The organism is Candidatus Polarisedimenticolaceae bacterium (assembly GCA_036376135.1).
Taxonomy (GTDB): Bacteria; Acidobacteriota; Polarisedimenticolia; order Polarisedimenticolales; family DASRJG01; genus DASVAW01.
Genome location: DASVAW010000092.1, coordinates 57438 through 75579 on the forward strand (window position 1 = coordinate 57438; position 18142 = coordinate 75579).

14 protein-coding genes and 2 tRNA genes are annotated in these 18142 nt (G+C 70.8%); 3 read left to right on the top strand and 13 right to left on the bottom strand.

Annotated elements, in window-relative coordinates; genetic code table 11:
• Positions 1 to 7: 7 nt before the first annotated feature.
• Together VF139_08940 and VF139_08945 are read right to left on the bottom strand one after the other, a co-directional pair.
• Positions 8 to 85, bottom strand: a tRNA-Glu gene (locus VF139_08940).
• 79 nt (positions 86 to 164) lie between these two features.
• Positions 165 to 237: transfer RNA gene (locus VF139_08945), tRNA-Lys, on the bottom strand.
• A gap of 58 nt (positions 238 to 295) precedes the next feature.
• On the opposite strand from VF139_08945, the gene VF139_08950 reads away from it, so the two are divergent.
• The gene (locus VF139_08950) at positions 296 to 748 is read left to right on the top strand and encodes a hypothetical protein (GenBank protein HEX6851523.1); all 453 of its coding nucleotides are present in this window, start codon (positions 296 to 298) and stop codon (positions 746 to 748) included.
• Between the two features lie 4 nt (positions 749 to 752).
• Here the strand turns inward: VF139_08950 and VF139_08955 are convergent, their stop codons facing one another.
• On the bottom strand, positions 753 to 1703 hold the full coding sequence (locus VF139_08955; GenBank protein HEX6851524.1) for a sodium-dependent bicarbonate transport family permease: 951 nt from the start codon (positions 1701 to 1703) through the stop codon (positions 753 to 755).
• Positions 1700 to 2968, bottom strand: coding sequence for a UDP-N-acetylmuramoyl-tripeptide--D-alanyl-D-alanine ligase (murF, locus tag VF139_08960; protein HEX6851525.1), 1269 nt, complete (start codon positions 2966 to 2968; stop codon positions 1700 to 1702). Before murF ends, VF139_08955 begins: the two co-directional genes overlap by 4 nt.
• 68 nt (positions 2969 to 3036) lie before the next feature.
• Between murF and VF139_08965 the strand changes: the two genes are divergently transcribed.
• Positions 3037 to 4803, top strand: coding sequence for an alginate lyase family protein (locus VF139_08965; protein ID HEX6851526.1), 1767 nt, complete (start codon positions 3037 to 3039; stop codon positions 4801 to 4803).
• A 21-nt stretch (positions 4804 to 4824) separates the two neighbouring features.
• On the opposite strand, the gene VF139_08970 is transcribed toward VF139_08965, so the two are convergent.
• From VF139_08970 to VF139_08985, 4 genes are all read right to left on the bottom strand, one after another.
• A complete protein-coding gene (locus VF139_08970; GenBank protein HEX6851527.1) occupies positions 4825 to 6963 on the bottom strand; it encodes a polysaccharide biosynthesis tyrosine autokinase in 2139 nt (712 codons plus the stop codon).
• A gap of 62 nt (positions 6964 to 7025) precedes the next feature.
• On the bottom strand, positions 7026 to 8123 hold the full coding sequence (locus tag VF139_08975) for a polysaccharide biosynthesis/export family protein (protein HEX6851528.1): 1098 nt from the start codon (positions 8121 to 8123) through the stop codon (positions 7026 to 7028).
• A gap of 22 nt (positions 8124 to 8145) precedes the next feature.
• Complete coding sequence (locus VF139_08980) at positions 8146 to 9372, bottom strand: hypothetical protein (protein HEX6851529.1); 1227 nt, start codon at positions 9370 to 9372, stop codon at positions 8146 to 8148.
• A gap of 55 nt (positions 9373 to 9427) precedes the next feature.
• Entirely contained in the window at positions 9428 to 10504 is a 1077-nt protein-coding gene (locus VF139_08985) for an MraY family glycosyltransferase (GenBank protein HEX6851530.1), read from the bottom strand.
• 234 nt (positions 10505 to 10738) lie between these two features.
• Here VF139_08985 and VF139_08990 point away from each other — a divergent pair, with 234 nt between their 5' ends.
• Positions 10739 to 12256: a hypothetical protein gene (locus tag VF139_08990; protein HEX6851531.1), complete on the top strand. Its 1518-nt coding sequence runs from the start codon at positions 10739 to 10741 to the stop codon at positions 12254 to 12256.
• Here the strand turns inward: VF139_08990 and VF139_08995 are convergent.
• The 5 genes from VF139_08995 to VF139_09015 are packed head-to-tail and all read right to left on the bottom strand — an operon-like array spanning position 12181 to position 18124.
• Positions 12181 to 13221: an SGNH/GDSL hydrolase family protein gene (locus tag VF139_08995; GenBank protein HEX6851532.1), complete on the bottom strand. Its 1041-nt coding sequence runs from the start codon at positions 13219 to 13221 to the stop codon at positions 12181 to 12183. The two genes, VF139_08990 and VF139_08995, sit on opposite strands and share 76 nt — an antisense overlap.
• Positions 13218 to 14204, bottom strand: a complete 987-nt coding sequence (locus VF139_09000; GenBank protein ID HEX6851533.1) for a methyltransferase domain-containing protein — start codon at positions 14202 to 14204, stop codon at positions 13218 to 13220. Before VF139_09000 ends, VF139_08995 begins: the two co-directional genes overlap by 4 nt.
• Positions 14201 to 15475 (bottom strand): hypothetical protein, encoded by a 1275-nt coding sequence (locus VF139_09005; protein ID HEX6851534.1) that lies wholly within the window; start codon positions 15473 to 15475, stop codon positions 14201 to 14203. Before VF139_09005 ends, VF139_09000 begins: the two co-directional genes overlap by 4 nt.
• A 4-nt stretch (positions 15476 to 15479) precedes the next feature.
• Complete coding sequence (gene wecB / locus VF139_09010; GenBank protein HEX6851535.1) at positions 15480 to 16568, bottom strand: UDP-N-acetylglucosamine 2-epimerase (non-hydrolyzing); 1089 nt, start codon at positions 16566 to 16568, stop codon at positions 15480 to 15482.
• Complete coding sequence (locus VF139_09015) at positions 16565 to 18124, bottom strand: O-antigen ligase family protein (GenBank protein HEX6851536.1); 1560 nt, start codon at positions 18122 to 18124, stop codon at positions 16565 to 16567. The genes wecB and VF139_09015 overlap by 4 nt, the downstream gene beginning before the upstream one ends.
• Positions 18125 to 18142 lie beyond the last annotated feature (18 nt).

The window sequence follows — 18142 nt, forward strand, 5'->3', positions numbered from 1 at the left end:
CTCGGCTTGGCGTCCCCAACGGGATTCGAACCCGTGTCGCCACCTTGAAAGGGTGGTGTCCTAGGCCAGGCTAGACGATGGGGACGCGATCCAGAATCGTCGCGAACCGCCGGATCTTAGCGGAGCAGGGGGGACCGCATCAAGGCGGGACGGCGGCGGATCGGTGAGCCGTGCAGGAATCGAACCTGCGACCCTCAGGTTAAAAGCCTGGTGCTCTACCAACTGAGCTAACGGCCCACGACGCCCGAGAGGATAGCAAACGACTCCGACTACAATCCCTCGCACGGAGGTCCCCATGCGCCCCCTGTCCCCGACGCTCGTGATGCTCCTCCCCCTCGCCGCGCTCGCCGCCGAGCCGGACGCCGAGGCCTGCAAAGCCTCGCTTCAGCCGTGGATCGGGAGGAGCGCCGACGCGCTCACGAAAGAGTGGGGCGAGCCGGCCGGGTCGACCGGATGGCGCGGCGGCGGGAAAAGACTGGTCTTCGACTTCGCGAAGCGCGAGGCGGTGGAGGTTCCGGCGACCGCTCCCCTCCCCCCGGGGCCGGATCGCGAGAGGCAGGACAAGTCCACCGAAGGGGTGGGCACCGGGACGACCTACTCGAGGACGTATTCGAAGTCGAAGGGGAAACCGGCCGAATGGAAGGACTCGACGAAGCCCGAGGCGTGGCTCCCGTCGGCCTACGTCTTTCACGTGAACAAGGACGGCGTGATCAAGAAGGTCGACTGCGAGTACGGGCCGCCCGAGTGAAGCCTCAACCGGTCCACGACCTCAGGGCGCCCACCGCCCACGCGTAGAGCGGGATGCCGATGCCGATGTTGAACGGGAAGGTCAGGGCCAGGACCATCGGCAGGTAGAGGCTCGGGTTCGCCTCGGGGAGCACCAGGCGCGCCGCGGCGGGCACCGCGATGTACGACGCCGACGCCGCGAGGGTCACCAGCAGGATCGCGTTTCCCTCCTCGAGGCCCAGGACCCGCGAAAGGACGAGCGCGACCGCGGCGTTCAGCAGGGGGACGGCGACCGCGAACGACACGAGAAAGGCGCCGCGCTCCCGGAGGTCCTTGAGGCGCTCCGCCGCCAGGATCCCCAGGTCGAGCAGGAAAAAGACCAGCACCCCGCTGAACAGGTCGGTGCACAGCGGCTTGAACGCGGCGTACCCGCGCTCGCCGGTGAGCAGGCCCACGGCCAGGCTTCCGAGCAGGAGCAGCACCGGTCCGTTGAGGAACGCCTCGTGCAGGAGCGTGCTCCAGCCCGACGCCCCTCCCCCGCCCGAGCGGCGCATGAGGATCACCGCGACGACGATCGCGGGGGACTCCATGAGGACCATCGCCGCCACCATGTGCCCGCCGTAGGCGACCCCCGCGGTGTCGAGCCATTGCGTCGCGGCCATGAACGTGACCGCGCTGATCGAGCCGTAGGCCGCCGCGAGGGCGGCGGCGTCGGCGAGGGCGAGTCGCCGGCGGAGCAGGTAGAAGGTGTAGACCGGGACCGCGCTCGCGAGCGCCAGCGCGGCGCCGAGGCCGCGCAGCGCTTCGGGGGTCAACCCGCTCGCGCGGAGCTCGACGCCCCCCTTGAACCCGATCGCCCAGAGCAGGTAGAGCGAGAGGACCTTGGTCACCGCCTCGGGAACGCGGAGGTTCGAGCGGACGAGAGCCGCGAACATCCCGAGGAAGAAGAAGAGGACCGGGGGGCTCAGGTGGCTCATGCGCCGACGCCGAGTCCGCGCAACACCCTCTCGAGCGCCATCCCCCGCGATCCCTTCACGAGGACGACCGCCGGCGGAAGGCGGAGCGCCTCCGCCTCGCGGGCGGCGGCGGCGCTGTCGGGAAAGACCCGCAACTCCCCCGCCGCCCCGGCCAGGCGGTCGGCGAGCTTCGACCACTCGGGGCCGACGAGCCAGAGGCTCGCCGCGGCCGCGGAGCGCAGCGCCTCGATCATCCCTTCGTGCGCCCGCGCGGTCTCGGACCCCAGGTCGAGCATGTCCCCCAGGACCAGGCGCAGCGGCAGGGACGCCGACGCCGCGCGCAGTCGCGCCGCCTCGAGGCCGGCGCGCAGCGACGACGGGTTGGCGTTGTAGTGGTCGAGCAGGACCACCGTCCCCTCGGCAAGGATGCGCTCCTGCCCGCGGCCCTCGGGAGGATCGAGCGTGGCGAGCACGGGCGCGATCGCCCGCGCCGGCATTCCCAGGTGCAAGGCCACCGCGCACGCCAGCGCGGCATTGCGCCGGGCGTAGGGGTGGGTCAGCGGGCAGGCGAGCGCGGGGTCCAGTCGCTCCGGATCGGAGGGCACGAGGGTCACCCCCGGGCGGCCCTCGAGCCGCGACAGCCACGGATCGTCCTCCGGGGCGAAGGCGACCCCCCCGCGCGCGAGCGTGGCGTCGAACAGGATCGTCTCCTCGCGGAAGACGTTCTCGACCGAGCCGAGGAGGTTGAGGTGCTCCTCCCCGATCGACGTGAGCACGGCGATGTCCGGAGCGACGATCTCCACGTGGCGCGCCATGTCCCCCGGCGCGTCGATCCCGATCTCGACCACCGCCACCTCCACCCCCGTCCGGAGGCGCTCGAGCGTCCGGGGAACGCCGAGCTCGCCGTTCTGCGACCGCTCGGTTTTCGCCACGCGAAACGCGGCGGCGAGGATCGACGCGGTGAACTCCTTGGCGGTCGTCTTCCCCGAGCTGCCGCCGATGCCGACGACGCGACCGCGGAAGCGGCGACGGAACAGGGCGGCGAGGACGCGATGCGCCGCGTGGGTGTCCTCCACCTCCACGAACGGAGCCGCCCCCGAGGCGGGGGCGCGGCCCCGCTCGACGACGCAGGCGACCCCGCGCGCGAGCAGCTCGGGGACGAAGTCGTGGCCGTCGCGCGCCCCCCCCTTCAGGGCGACGAAGACGTCGTGCGGCGTCGCGATGCGCGAATCGGACGTGTACCCGGATCGGCCGGAGGCCAGACGTTCGAGTAGGGGCTCGATCATTCTCGGTCACGATATCAGGTGCGTCGGCAGCCGTGGGTTATGATGCGCGGCCCCGCGGGGGAATCTCGATGCAGCGCACCCTTCCGGAACCGTCGTGGTGGGCGAGGCGCGCGCGCGACCTGCGGGCCGGATCGCATTACCTGCCCCGACAGGTCCTCCGCCGCGGGCTCGTCCTGCTGCGCCGCAGGATCACCGGCGCCGCGCCCTCGGGGCTGAGACGGCGCCTCGCCGCGCTGCGGGCCGCTCCCCCGCCCTGCCGGTCCATCGCGCCGAACGACGGGCTGCGGGCGTTCCTCCTCGACCCGGGCGTGAACCCGCCGGAGCGGGCGGAGTCGCTGCTCTCCGGTCGATTCGAGTTCGTCGGCCTCACGCGGGAGTTCGGCGCCCCGCCGCGCTGGAACGACCGGAGCGGCGCGCCGTCGCACCTCTGGCGCATGAACCTGCACTACCACCGCTTCCTCGTGGACGCCGCGGCGGAGTCCGCGCGACGCCCGGAGAGAGCGCACGTCCTGCTCGGCCGGGCTGCGGACTGGCTCGACGATTGGACCGGGGCCTGCCTTCCCGGGGACCCGGCCGGCTGGTCCGACGCGTGGAACAGCTACGCCGCTTCCACGCGCCTGCTGCACGCGTGGTGCGCCCGGCGGTTGCTCGAAGGCGTCGCCGGCGCCGCCGCCGAAGCACTGCGCCGTCGCCTCGACGGACTCGGAGCGTCGAGCGCCTCGTTCGTCGAGGCCTGGCTCGAGCGGGACCTCGGCGGGAATCACCTCCTCCGAAACGCATTCGCGCTGTTGGCGGCGGGCCGATGGTTCACCGGGCCGCTCGCGTCACGATGGGAACGCGTGGGGCGACGCGTGGTGGAGGAGGAGCTCGCGCGCCAGCTGCTGCCCGACGGGTGCCACGACGAGCGAAGCCCGATGTACCACGCGCTCCAGTTGGAGGACCTCCTCCTCGCCGCGCTGGCGTCGGGACCGGTCCCCGGCGACGAGCCCCTGCGGGAGCAAGCCTCGAAGCTCCTCGCCGCCTTCGGCGCGATGCTCCACGCCGACGGGGAGATCGCGCTGCTCAACGACAGTGCCTTCGGGATCGCCGCGCCGGCGCGAGCGCTGCGATCGCTTGCGGAGGACGCGGGGATCGCGCCCGCAACGCTTCCCTCCGGGGAGCTGCCTTTCGCGGGGTATTACCGCTTCGCAGGGGAAGGCAGCGTCCTGCTCTTCGACGCCGGCTCGCTCGGCCCGGACCACCTTCCGGCCCACGCGCATTGCGACGCCCTTTCGTTCGATTGGAGCGTGGCCGGTCGGCGTGTCGTGACCGACACCGGGGTGGACCGCTACGAGGCGGGCCCGGAACGGGACTTCCAGCGGGGCGTGGCGGCGCACGCCACCCTGCAGGCGGCCGAGCGGGATCAGGGGGAGCCGTTCGGCGGGTTCCGCATGGGACGCCGTCCCCGGGTGACCGGGCGACGGACCGGGCCGGACGTCGTCGAGGGCCAACACGACGGATTCGGCAGGCACGGAATCCACGCGCGCCGCGTGACCGTCGGGCCGGAATCGATCCGCTGGACCGACCGCCTGGTGGGTCCTTCGGACTGTCCCGTCACCGTGCGCGTCGGGTTCACTCCCGACGCATCCGTCTCCCTCGAGCGGGCCGGCGCCGTCGTCGCGTTCGAGGGAGGGGTGGTCCTCCGGATGTCCCTGCCCGACGACGGCGCGGCCGCGGTTGAATCGGGAATCCAGTGCGAGCGCTTCGGATCGGCCGTGTCCCGCCCGGTCCTCGCGTGGCGCGGCGTGGGCGGACGCGGACGCCACCACGCGTTCGAGCTCGCGCGGGTTCGCTGACCCCGGGCGCGCCGGGAGCCGTTACAACGCGATCTTCGTGTTGGGAGGCGGGGGCCCGTCGACCCGCTTCGTGCGGCGCCGGCCGAGCCGCGGCTTCTCCTCCCCCTCGGAGCGGTAGTGGTATCCGGAGTAGTAGTAGTCCCCGTAGAACGAACGCTCGAGGTCCACGGAATTGAGGACGGCGCCCATGACCTCCACCGGGATGTCCCGCAGCCGGTTCAGGCTGCGCCGGATCAGGTCTCGATCGTTCTGGTTGTGCTTGATCACGATCGCGACCATGTCCGCGATCGACGCGAGGACCACGCTGTCGGCGAGCGTCGAGACCGGCGGGCTGTCGATCAGGACCCAGTCGAAGTCGCGCTTCAGCGCGCTCATCAGCTCGCGGAACCTCACCGAACCGACGAGGTCCGGAGGATTGGGCGGGATCGGGCCGCAGGTCAGGACGCGCAGCGAGTCCAGCCCGGTGCTCTGCAGGTACGGGGCGTAGTCTCCGTCCTTGCCGTCCAGGAGGTAGTTCGTGAGCCCGGGCTCCCGGGGAATCCCCATGTGCTGGTGCTGCGTGGGACGCCGGAGGTCGCAGTCGACCACCACCACCCGGTCTCCGGAGGCGGCGAACGCGCGCGCCATGGCGGCGACGGTGCTCGACTTCCCTTCCTGCGGGCCGGCGCTGGTGAGCAGCAACAGCCGCTTCTCCCGGTTCTTGCTCGAGAACAGGATGCTCGTGCGAAGGCTCTGGAACGCCTCGCGGACGGCGACCGCGTCCTTGTCGCGGTACTTGGGGATGATCCCGAGCACGCCGAGGCCGAAGTACTGCTCGATGTCGTCCGGGGTGCGCACCGTGTTGTCGAGGTAGTCGAGGAACAAGACCACGGCGACGCCGAGGAGCAGACCGATCAGACCGCCGATGCCCAGCGACAGCAGCTTCCTGGGGCGGACCGGATACCGGGGCGCGGTGGCACGGTCGAGGATGGAGACGTTGTTGTTCATCGCGATCAGCTGCGATCCGACGCTCAGGCGGTTCAGCGTCTCCGCGACGACGTCGTAGACCTTGCGTTGGGTCGCGGCATCCGCCTTCTGGAGCTCGTACGTGGAGCTGGCCTGCTTCACCTCGTACGCCTGCTCTTCGGTACGTTTGATCTGGCTGAGCAGATACTGTTCGTTCCGCTGCGCCAGGCCGTGACGCGTCCGCAGCTTCTCGACGATCGCGTCGACCCGGGCGTCGATACGCTGCCGGATCCGCTCGATCTCCCCCAGCTTTCCGAGATACTCGGGATGCCCGGGCTTCTTCTCGGCCTCGAGGCGCCGGAGCTCCCGCTCCGCGGCCTGCCGCTGGCCGGCCAGGTCCTGCACGATCGCGTCCTGGCTGACGCTGGGAAGGGCGAGGACGTCCCCTCCCTCCCGTTTCGCGCGTTCGTAGTTGTCGATCTCCGCCTGGATCCCGGCCAGCTCGATCCGCAGCTTCGCGAGGCTGTCGTTGTAGGTCGCGAGGCTTTGCCGTAGGACGTCCTGCTGGTTCTCCGGCACGAAGAGCTCGGCCTCGGCCGCCGTGCGCATGCGATCGACGTCGGACGCGCCGAGCTTGGCACGGAAGCGATCCATGCCCTTCTGCACCTCGTCCATGATCGCGGTGAAGCTCGCCGTCGCCTGATCGACGTTCCGTTGAACGTAGACGTCGGCGAGGGTGTTCACCCACTCGCGAGCCTCGGCCGGATCCGTGCCGGACATCCGCAGGGTGACGAGCCGGGTATTCACCTTGGGCCGCACCTCGAGCCTCGCACCGAAGGCGCCCACCGGATCCGGGGCGTTCTTGAACAGCGGATGGGACTCGAGCTTGAGACGATGGAACGTCTGCGCGGCGACGTCGCGGCTCTTGAGGACCTCGAGCTGGGTGTTGAAGTACTTCTCCTCGGCGAGCCAGCCGCCGCCCTCCGCGCCCACCCACTGCTCCTGCCCGGGGAGGATCCGCCGCGCCTCGGGCTTGATCTCGAGGACCGTCGAGGCCTCGAAGATCGGTGTCGTGAAGGAGACGCGAAGGAAGGTGAGCCCCACGACCGCGACGAAGATGACGAGCGCGGTGTAGCGTCCCTGCCAGATGACCTTCCAATAGTCCCGAAGGTGCGCGTCGCGCGTTCCGCCGAGAGTGTTCCTGTTCGCCTGCATCGTGCCCCGTACCTACCTTTCGACCGCCGTCCGGACCGTCCCCAATATACGACCGTCCCCGATCACAGGAATCGGCGCTTCACGATCACGATGTCGTCGGCCTGCAGCTGCGGATCGGCCGTTTCGCGATCCTCCACCTTGTTGAGGTTCACGAGGACCTCGTCGGCCTCCGCCCCCGTTCCCGCCTTGCGGAGGATCCGGACTTCCTTCTTATTCGCCCACTCGGTCAGTCCTTCCGCCATGGCGATCGCCTGGAGCAGGGTCATCCCCGGAGTGAGCAGGATGCGGTTCGGCCGCCGGACCTCGCCGTACACGGAGACGTAGCGCGGCTCCTGGACCGTGAGGACATCGCCGTCCTTCGGGGTAACGGTGTCCAGCCCGGCGGGGTCCAGGATCGAAGTCTCCCCGGAGGAGCGGCGCAGCTCCACCGTCATCCCCTGGGCCAGCGCCACACCCGCCTCGGAAAGGACGCCGCGAAGGGTGGTCCCCGGCCGGACGGCGACGCGGCTCGAGCGCGGAACCGCGCCGGTCACGTAAACGAATTGACTCTGGTAGATCTTGACGCTCGCCGACACCTGAGGGTCCACGAGGTAATCCTCGGCGAGGATCCGGGCCAGCGCCTCCGAGAACGCGGCCTCGCTCATGCCCGCGGCGCGAACCGGTCCCACGAGCGGCATGGCGACCGTCCCCTCCGGGGTCACGGGAAACTCGCCGGACAGGTCGGCGTTCTTGTAGACGGTCACGGAGAGGACGTCGCCGACGCCGATGGTGTAGGCGGCGGAGCCCGCCGCGACGGGAGGGGGAACGGCGACCTCGAACGCGACCTCCGACGCACCGACCCGGAATCCGCTCAGCGTCATTCCGCCGCGCTCGACGCGCAACCGCGTCCGGGCCCCGTCCTTCTCGACGCGGACCCCCTCGGGAAGCGGAGGGGCGACCTCGACTCCGGTGAACGACAGCTCCAGCCCCCAGGCCTTCAGCGCGGCGTCGACGTGCGGCGCGGCGCCCTGGAAGCGCACGACGAGCGTTTCGCTCCTCCCGTTCGGTGACGATTCCCATCGGACGGTCGCGCCGGGGGCTTCGTCCGCCGCGACGGCGGCGGCGCCGACGGCGACGGCGATCCAAACGAGGGTGGCGGCGATCGTGACGCGGCACAACATGCTCAGCAAGCGGTCCTCCAAACTAGCCCCCGATCCGGATCGCCGTGCCGATCCGATCGTCGTCGAAGTCGAGCGCGGGGTCGGAGGAGGATCGCGAGGAGCGCCGCGCGTAGATCCTCCACTCGAGCCGCTCCTTCATGCGGAGTCTCCCCCACACTTCGGTTTCCAGCAGCCGGTCCTTACGTTCCGGCTGGAGCTCGGGGTATCGATTGCCATAGTAGGCCAGGGTAACGCCCCCGCCCAGCCGCCGGACGGAAGCGGTCGTCGCCTCCAGGAGGACCTGGTCGCTGACGTAGTAGTCGCCGACTCCCCCGAGGAGCGGGTAGGGCTCGCGCACGAGGCTCGCGGAGAAGGCGGGGCCGCCGGCCAGCTCGCGGCGCCAGCGTCCCTCGAGGGAAATCCCCTGGTATCGGGAGGACGTCGCGCCCTCGAACTTGAAGTCGGCCCAACCGCCGCGAAAGCTCCATTCCGAGGCCGGTCCGATCCTCCCCCTGCCGCCGACTCGCGCGGTCAGGCCGTTGACCTCCCTGAACTCGGTCCCCGAGTCCGTGGGACGCTCGAGCTCGGAGCGGGATCCTTGGGCCTCCCACGAGATCCAGGTGCGCGGCGAGCGTCGCAGGTCTCCCGAGACGGCGACCTCGTTCCCGGCGACGTCGTACAGGCCGGAAATGCGTTCCCCCACGGTCCGATTCGCGACGTGCTGGTAGCGGAGGAAAAACGACCGGTCGTCCCGCTCGTGCCCCAGGCCCAGCCGGGCGACGTTCCGGTGGAATCGCTCGCCTTTGAAGGTGACGTCGCCGCCGGGGTCGAACTCCCTCGTATCGAGCACGCCGCGCTGGAGGTCGTCGGCGACCTCGACGATCGCGCCGCTTCCGAAGACGAGCCTCGCGTCGACGCGGGCGTAGTGGGACCAGGAGGCCTCGACGTCTTCGATCCCGTAGTCCCGGTACGAGGCGACGTAGCCGATCCTCACCCGGCTGTTGGAGACCGGCAGCTCCGCGAAGAACCCGGGAGCACCCGTCCAGACGGTCGCCGCCTGCGGCGGCGTCGCGTCCGCGGCGGTCGTCTGGAAGACGTTCGAGCGCCGCTCGACCCCTGCGTCCAGAAGCGGCCAGAGCTTCACGCTTCCCAGCAGGAGGGCCGTCCGGTCCGGCGGAGGATCCTCCGCGAGCTGACCGTAAGCCCTCGGGACGAGCGCCGACGTCATCACGAGCACCAGGAGGCGCAGGACACGGGCGCGAGCCGACAATCGATCCCCCGCGATACGGTTCAAGGGTAGTTCACCGAGACAAGGGCACCGAGGATCAGGCACCCTCCGATGGACCGGCGGACGGTTCCCCCTTGGCGAGCGACGGCGCGAGCTTGATCGCCGCGATGCCGGCGACGGAGGCCGCCAGCACCAGCGCCGCAAGCGGCAGGTTCGCATCGCCCACCGAGAGGTACCCGGCGAGCGCGAAGGTCGCCGCGATCAGGTACAGCGACAACACGGCCCGGCGCGGGGACAAGCCCAAGTCGATCAGATTGTGATGCAGGTGCTCGCGGTCGGCGTGTGCGATGCGCCGGAGGAGCGACAGCGGGGTCGCCCGTCCGCCCCGTACGGCGCGCCGGAGCACGGTCGTCCCCAGATCCGCCAGCGGAAGCCCGAGGACCATCAGCGGGAGAAGCAGCGTGACGGCGGTCGCCTCCTTGATCGAGCCGCGGATCGACAGGATCGCGAGGAGGAATCCGAGGAACTGGCTTCCGCCGTCCCCCATGAAGATCTTCGCCGGATTGAAGTTGTACCGGAGGAAGGCCACGAGCGCGCCGGTCAGGGCCGCGGCGCAAACGACGACGCCGAAGTGGTTGAGTCGCAGGGCGACCGAGGCCATCGTCAGCGTCACGATCAGCGAGAACCCTCCTGCGAGCCCATCCAGGCCATCCAGCAGGTTCAAGGCGTTCGTGACGACGAGGATCCACGCCAGGGTGATGGCCGGGCTCCAGGGCCCCAGATCCAACGTGCTCCCGAACGGGATCGCCAGCGTCTCCACGCGGACGCCGAACCCCACCGCCACGAGCGCGGCGCCGATCTGGCAGAGCAGCTTCGTCCGCGGAGAGAGCTGGAACAGATCGTCGAGCAGTCCGGTCAGGAAGATCAGGGAAGCCCCGAAACCGGCTCCGACCCACGGAAAGGGCGAGGTCGGCTCCCCGAGACTCTGCGCGCGCCCCGTGAACAGAAGCGCCGCCCCGACCCCGCCGACGAACCCCAGGAAGATGCCGATGCCGCCCAATCGGGGAATCTCCCCGACGTGGATACGCCGCCCGCCCGGTGCGTCGACGGCGCCGACGTGGCGGGCGAACCGGATGACGGCAGGGAGGATCCCCGCGGCGACGACCAGCGCCACGATAAAACTCATCACATAGGCGGAAAAAGCCACCCGTCCTCCCGAAGCGAGGCCAAGATATACGGCGACCCGCCGGGTTCGTCGGCAGGATTCTCGCCGTGCGGGGCTCGCGGGCCGCCGGGGGCGGCTTTCGTCTCACTTTCCGGCGCCGTCGGAGACGCGCACGCGGACGATCCGTGGGCGGGATTGGACGGCGATCGTATATTCCGGGTCCCGCGTCCGCGGGACTCGATGATGAAACGAACAACGCTGGGGATCATCCTGGGTGCGACGCTCGCATGCGCGGCGGCGTACGGCCTCGAACTGGCGTTCGAATGGACCTGGACTCAGGTCCTGCTCGTCGTGATCCTGGAAGTGATCCTCCTTGCGGCGGCGGTGCTCGCCCGGCCCGAGCGGGACCTGCCGCTGCTGTGCGATCCGATCGTGCTGTTCGTGGCCTTCCAGGTGCAGTTCTTCGTCGTCGGACCGCTGGCCCTCCCCTACACCACCTTCTACGCGACCGTCCCGATGTCTCCCGAGCGCATCGCGGGAACCGTGGGTTGGTTCGTCGCGCTCATGGCGATGTTCTGGCTGGGCTACCAGGCCCCGGTGGCCTCCGTCCTCGCGGGCGTGCTCCCGGACTTCGCGGGAACGCGTCGACGGGTCTCGGGACGGCTCGTCGAGTCCGTGCTGCTGATCGGAATGCTGGGCGGGTGCGTCGGGTTCATCTACTACCAGGGCGGACTCGGGGACATGGTGAACCGCGGCTACGGCCAAGGCAAAGCCGGAGCGATGTTCACGGCGGTCTTCCTCCTGCTCGTCCTCGCCACCGTGCTGATGGCCTGGCGCGTGTTCAGCGCCCCCACGGCGCGCCGGCGCGACTGGATCCTGCTGGGAGCGGTCATCCTCTTCGAAGTCGGCTACTGGGGCATCCTGCTCGGACAGCGGAAGTGGCTCTTCTATCTCTTCTTCGGTTTGAGCGCGATCTTCCTCCTCCGGCGCGGAACGCGGGCGATCCCCCGCTGGCTGCTCCCCCTCGTCCTCGTGCTGCTCGTGATCTACCTCTCGGTTTGGGGAAGCGTTCGCGGACGTCCGCTGGCGGCGCTCGTCTCCGAGAACGCCGACCCCCGATACGCACAGATCGAGTCGCTGCATTCGGGCTACATCGAGGGTGTGGCGGGTCCTTTCGGCGGCGCGTGCCTGGTCTTCGAGGTCTTCCCCGAGGTCGAACCCTACCGTTACGGGCAGACGTTGCTCGTGGCTTTGCTCAGCCCGATCCCCCGAGCCATCTGGCCCGACAAGCCGGTCGGGCTGGGCAAGGAGCTCACCCGCTACATGGGCGGTTATTACGGCATCTTCTACGACCCGACGGCGGGTCTGAGCATCACCCCGACCCTGGTCGGCGACTTCCACGCCAATCTGGGGTCGATCGGCGTCCTGCTCGGCGGGCTTGCGCTCGGGTTGTCGTGCCGGACCGTCGCGGCGTACGCCGTCCGGAACATGCGTGACGGCCTGCAGCTCACACCGGCTCGCGCGCTGATTCCGGCGATCTTCCTCGCCGGGATGGTCGAGGTTCGCGCGGACCTGACGATGATGGTGCTCTTCTACATGTACACGCTGCTGCCGCTGATCGTCCTGCTCATGTTCTGTTCGTTCGAGTACGGGGAGACGGCGGCGCCGGCACCCGGTTCGATCGCTCAGGGGACGTCGGCGGCCGGTGGGTCGCGGAACACCCCGGCGCGGATCAGTCCCTCCGCGGCGAGCGTGCCGTAGATCACGCATCCCTCGCGGTTCGGGTGGGAGTCCACCGGAGAATTGACGTAGGCCCGGGGGTCTTCCCCCTTCCACCGCGCGTCCCGCCAGGGATCGATCGGCAGGACGGGAAACCCCTCGCGGCTTCCGACGGCCGCGACCATCGCCATCGCCTCCCGCTGCCGGTCGTCGTAGGTGAAGACGACGAACGGGATCCCCGCTTGGCGGCATTTCGCGTGCAGCGCGGTCAACGAGCGATCGATCGCCTGCCATCGCGGATGGTCCGACCTGTATTCGGTCGCCATGGAGGTCCCGGGATCGGCCTGCGATGGACGCAGCCGGCGCCCCAGCACGTACAGAAGCGCAACGGCGTAGCTCCGCTGCGCGAGGTTCGTCACCCGGGAGGCGCGTTTCTCGAAAACCCACATCCGCGGGTAGATGTCGTTCAGCGCGAAGAACAACGCGACCGCACGCGGACGCAGCGGCGCGACGACCGTCTCGAACTGCGCGAGCTCCTGCTCCGTGTTGTACGACGGGACGCCGAAATTCAGCGTGCGCACGTGGACGCCCGGGGGAGCGACGGCGGCGAGCGCGCGCTCCATCTGCGCGGGGACGCTCTCCTCGTACGGGACGCCGATTCCGAACGGGAAGGAATCCCCGAGTATCGCGACCCGGAACTCGCCGTCGGCCGGGTCGCGCGCAAGTTCGCGATCGCGCATCCCGAGGGCGTTGATCTCGACGGGCGCGCCGAAGAAACGTCCGCGCAGTCCCGGACGATTCCGGTACCCCATCGGCTCGTCCCGGATCAGCGTGTCCATGTAGCGCGCGGTCTCCGCGTAATAGGAGATCCCCGCGGGATCCGTGAGCCTCGCGACGATCTCGAGCAAGGCCAGGACGCTCAGGGCGATCGCCACGGCCGTGCGAGCCGCCCGAAGCAGGCGGCCCACGAGCCCGTCGGGGCGCGCGCGAGCCGGCCGGTCGCTCAACGGTCCCCGGCCGAGTCGGGCTTGCGCACGACGACCGGCGCCGAGCGATGGAACACCGCCTTCAGCGCGCCCGACGGGTTCTGGACCGTCCAACCGCGAGACTGGAAGTACAGCGCCGTCTCGTGGGGGTCGAGCTGGGCGGTCGCGTCGCTGTCGGAATCCCAGAACACCTCGAAGTTCGCCTCCAGAGGCCGGTAACGGTACGCGGTCGGTCGGGAGCTGAGGTGCCAGACGGCGCGGCGCGCGAGCCGCCGGGGGATCGCGAAGCCCCCACGCCACGCCAGCGAGTCCCGAATCGGGATCAGGGCCTTCAGGCAGCGTTGGCGGAGGTCGAGGTCCCGCCACGGTCGGACATGGAGTCCTTCGGCGGCCCAGGGCCGGCAATTCCAGGCCGGCGCGAGGTACGCGACGCCACCGGGGCGAAGGACCCGCGCGATCTCGGCGATCGCCAGATCGGGCCGGGGGACGTGCTCGAGGACCGCCACCGTGAACAACGCGTCGAGCGACCCGGAGCGAAGGGGCAGGTGCTGCATGTCCGCCGCGAACGCCGGTCGCCGCAGTCGGCGCACCAGCGCCTCGACCGAGAGGTCCACGCCGACGTAGGCCGGATGGACGTCCTGGAGCGCCCCCAGTCCGGTGCCCAGCTCCAGGACGAGCCCGTCCGGCGGGACGGTTCGCAGCAGCTCGCGAAGCGGAGCGAGATGTTCGTCCTGCTCCTCGCGGCCGTACGACTGCTCGGCGTAGACGCGTTCGTAGAACTCCCGTGCCTCGAGGTCGAGCTTCGCGGCGACCGATCCCTCCGCGTCGGGGCGCAGGTCCGGAACCCCCGAGAGAATCGGAAAGCGGCGCCCGCATCGCGCGCACTCGAGGTGGGCCCCTCGCTCGCACAACGCGCCCGCCTCGTCCGCGGCCCCGTCGCACGCGGGGCAGCAGAGTCGGTCGAGGACCCGCCGGAGCCCTTCGCGCAGCCCTTCCGCGATCACGGGGAGTCGCTCCCCAGGGCCTCCGCCCATGCCTCGAAGTCCTTCCGCTCGGGATGGTTCCGCGCCCAGGACTGCGCCAGGTTGACCGCGGTGCGGCGCTTGCCGGTGCGTTCGTAGAAATCCAGCAGCGCCCGGGCCATCGTCGGGTCGTCGCCGGGGTCGACGAACCCGTCGCGAAGCAGTCGCTCCGCGATCACGAGTTCTCCGGCCTGCTCGCACGCCGATGCCGCGACGACCCGCAACGCGTCGTCGCCTTCGAGGGAGCGGGACGCGGTCCGGAGGGCGACGCACGCGTCCGTCGCCCGACCGGAGCGCTGGAGGACGAGGCCTCGCTGGCGCAGATCCCCGGGCGTCTCGTGCCCGGTTGCAACGACGCCGTCCCACGCCGCAAGCGCGCCCGCGAGGTCCCCCATCGCCTCGGCCGTCTCGGCGCGGCCGCGCAAGGCGTGGTACCGCTCGTGGGTCGTCGCTGCGGCGCGCTCCGCCGCCTCCATGTCCTGACGGGCCTCTGCGAGCCGGCCGTGCGCCAACGCGAAGCGGCCGACCTCGAGGTGGAGTCGGCTGAGATCGAACCGCGGCGCGCGCGTCAGGCCCTCGCGCAGCCCGAGGAGGACCTCGTCGACCAGGGAGTCCGGCAATCGCCGGGACCCGCGCCCCCACTCGTGCAGCGACGGTGCGGGCATGCGTCGCGCCGAGGCTCGGTACGTCTCGCGCGCCCGCTCGGACTGGCCGGCCGATTCGTAGACCTTCGCGAGGACGTCGAGCTCGAGGAACCCGGACGGTTTCCGCTCGACCGCGATCATCGCCGCCCCCAGCGCCGCCGCGCGCCACGGATCCAACTCGCCGCGAGCGCGTCGTTCGAGCGCGTCCAGGTCGACCCCGCGGTCCGCGTCGATCTCACCCGCGCGAAACAGCGCGACGTCGGCCAGGCCGCTCCACGACCACGACTCGCACGGCAGGCGGAGGACCGCTCCGGCGTACGCGCTCCACATGCGATCGAGCAGCCTCGCTTCGTCGTCGGCCGTCCATCCTCCCGGCGGAGGGTTCACGCGCACCGCGCCCGCGGCGTCCCCGATCCACGTCCACACGAGAGGGTCCGACGGGTCCAGGTCCAGCGCACGCTCGAACCGCTCGAGGGCGATTCGGTACCGGCGCTCGTCGTAGGCCCGCGCCGCCGCGCGGAACTCCGCGTCGTACATCGTGACGCGCCACGCACGCACGCCGAGGAGCGCGAGGATCAGCAGGCAGGCGGCGCGAAACACCCGGAGCACCGGGTCACCGCCCCAGCGCGGCAGCGAGGATCCCCACGACGCGCGCCGCCGCCCTTCCGTCCCACAGCTCCGGTACGCGCGCTCCGGCTTCCATCGCCAGCGCGTCGCCGATCGCCCGCCGCACCGAATCCGCGGTCACGCCTCCCAGTCGGTTGGTGCCCTCCTCGATCGTGACGGGTCGCTCGGTGTTGGCGCGCAGCGTCACGCACGGCACCCCGAGGACCGTCGTCTCCTCCTGGATCCCCCCGGAGTCCGTGAGCACGAGCCTGGCCGCGGAGGTGAGCCCGAGGAACTCCAGGTAGCCCAGCGGCTCGAGCACGCGCACGCCCGACCCGAGCTCGATGCCGGCGCGCGCGAGAGTCGCCGCCGTCCGCGGGTGCACGGGGAAGAGCACGGGAATCGACCGCCCGAGCTCGACGATCGGAGCGAGCAGCGGCCGCAGCACCTCGGGGTCGTCGACGTTGGCGGGGCGATGCAGCGTCAGGACCGCATAACCTCCCGGCTCCACGCCGTGCGCGCGGTGGGCCTCGAGAGCGGCCGCGCGCGCGCGGAAGCGGAGCAGCGTGTCGATCATGACGTTCCCCACGAACGACACGTCGGCGGGATCGACCCCTTCCCGCGCGAGGTTGGCGAGCCCGCTCCGCTCGCTCACGAACAGCCATCGCGAGATCTGATCGGTCAGGACGCGATTGATCTCCTCGGGCATGGACCGGTCGAAGCTCCGGAGGCCCGCCTCGACGTGCGCGACCGGGATCCCCAGCTTCACCGCGACCAGCGCCGCCGCCAGCGTGGAGTTCACGTCCCCCACGACGAGCAGCGCGGCGGGGCGGCGCTCGACCAGGACCGGCTCGAGACGCAGCATGACTTCCGCGGTCTGTCGCGCGTGACTTCCCGAGCCCACTCCCAGGCGCAGGGTCGGCTCGGGAATGCCGAGCTCCTCGAAGAACAGCGCCGACATCTTCCGGTCGTAGTGCTGCTCCGTATGCACGATCGTCGCTTGCAGGCGCCCGTCCTCGCGAAGCGCGGCGGCGATCGGCGCGATCTTCATGAAGTTGGGGCGTGCCCCCGCGATCAGGACGATCTCGCGGCTCAAGACGCCGGCTCCTCGATGGGATCCGCCACGTCTTCGGCCGCGGCGACGAGCGCTCCTCCGAGGACCGCGTACAGCGTCGCCACCGCGGGGATCTGCAGATTGAAGTCCAGCAGCGAATGCACGAGCATCGCCAGGATCGCGGCGGCGAGCGCCACGGTCGTCCAGGAGGGCGGCCCGCCGCGGTGCCGCAGTGCGGGTCGGAGCACCCGCCAGACCACGGCGACGATCCAGACCCCCAGCAGGACCGCCCCGGCGATCCCGGTTTCGGCGAGCAGTTGCAGGTAGTCGTTGTGGGCCTGATCGGTGCTCAGCCACTCGCCTTCCCGATCGTAGGCGGCATAGGCGAGTCGGAACGTCCCGAGGCCGCTGCCGACGGCGGGGTAGTCCACCCAGATTCTCCACGTGCGTCCCCAGATGTCGGAACGCATCGACAGCGACGGGTCCCTCGCGCCTTCGGCGAAGAAGGCGGTCTGAAGGCTGCGGTCCTCACGGCCGAGCCAGCTCGCCAGGCCCACGCCCAGTCCGGCCAGCACCACGAGGACGGCGAGCGCCGGGAGCCAGGCGCGCATCCGACGCGCCGGCACGAGAACGACCGCTCCGACGCCCAGGGCGATGAGCCCGCCGCGGGAGTGCGAGAGCAGCATGCCGCACGTGCCGAGGACGGCAACGCCGCCGAGCAGCAGGAGCCTCGGCAGGGCCCAGGTGCGATCCAGGAGCGCCGCTCGCACCCCGGTCGCCGTGAGATGGCGCGAGGCGCCGCCGAGGATCGCCAGCCCGAGGCCGAGCGTGACCAGAAGGCCCATCTCCACCCATCCGGCGAAATGGTTCGGATTGACGAACGGGCCCATCGGCGTCGCCCAGGGAGGCGACTCGCGACCCCAAAGGAACTGGCCGCCGAACCCGACACGCTGAAGGACGGCGATCGCGCCGAGCAGCCCGGTCCAGCCGGCGATGCCCCAGAGCAGGTGGTAGCGCCGCAGGCGGTCGGCGGCGAGCCGGCGCGCGGCCAGGAACACGAAGATCGGGGCGAGCCACGCCAACGCCGCGGCACGCGAGGCCACGGGATGGATGGAGAGGCTCGAGCGCGCGGACCACGAGCCCCGATCCTCGGGAGCCGTGGGAAGGGTCGCGCCGGCGGGGAGCGTGGCGCCGGCGTTCCGGGCGCGCTCGACGAGCAGGCGCGGGAGACCCGCACCTCCTTCGGGCGGGACGAGACCGGTCTGGAGGGCCGACGTCTTCGGAGCGAGCATCGCCACGACGGGCCGGGGAGCGGGCATCGATTGGACGAGCCCCAGGAGCGCGATCCCGAGCGCGGGACCGGCGATCGCGCCGGCCGCGCCGGAGAACAGTCCCCGTGGACCCCCTCGCCAGCAGACGGCGACCAGCGTCGCGACCGAACCCGTCAGGAGCCACGCAGACGCCCAGCGCTCCACGGACGCGAACGCGAGCAGCGAGGCTCCTACGAGCGTCACCAGGGCGAACAGCGGGAGGTCCCACCGGGGGACATCGAAGCCGCCGGGCGCGGCGTGTCCTCCGGGGTCGGTTTCGGCGGTCATGGGCGGTCGAGGATAGCA

What these genes read in the sequence shown, in the direction of transcription:
- VF139_08950 (HEX6851523.1), top strand. Translation starts at nt 296, where the DNA reads ATGCGCCCCCTGTCCCCGACGCTCGTGATGCTCCTCCCCCTCGCCGCG.
- VF139_08955 (HEX6851524.1), bottom strand. Translation starts at nt 1,703, where the DNA reads ATGAGCCACCTGAGCCCCCCGGTCCTCTTCTTCTTCCTCGGGATGTTC.
- murF (HEX6851525.1), bottom strand. Translation starts at nt 2,968, where the DNA reads ATGATCGAGCCCCTACTCGAACGTCTGGCCTCCGGCCGATCCGGGTAC.
- VF139_08965 (HEX6851526.1), top strand. Translation starts at nt 3,037, where the DNA reads ATGCAGCGCACCCTTCCGGAACCGTCGTGGTGGGCGAGGCGCGCGCGC.
- VF139_08970 (HEX6851527.1), bottom strand. Translation starts at nt 6,963, where the DNA reads ATGCAGGCGAACAGGAACACTCTCGGCGGAACGCGCGACGCGCACCTT.
- VF139_08975 (HEX6851528.1), bottom strand. Translation starts at nt 8,123, where the DNA reads ATGTTGTGCCGCGTCACGATCGCCGCCACCCTCGTTTGGATCGCCGTC.
- VF139_08990 (HEX6851531.1), top strand. Translation starts at nt 10,739, where the DNA reads ATGAAACGAACAACGCTGGGGATCATCCTGGGTGCGACGCTCGCATGC.
- VF139_09015 (HEX6851536.1), bottom strand. Translation starts at nt 18,124, where the DNA reads ATGACCGCCGAAACCGACCCCGGAGGACACGCCGCGCCCGGCGGCTTC.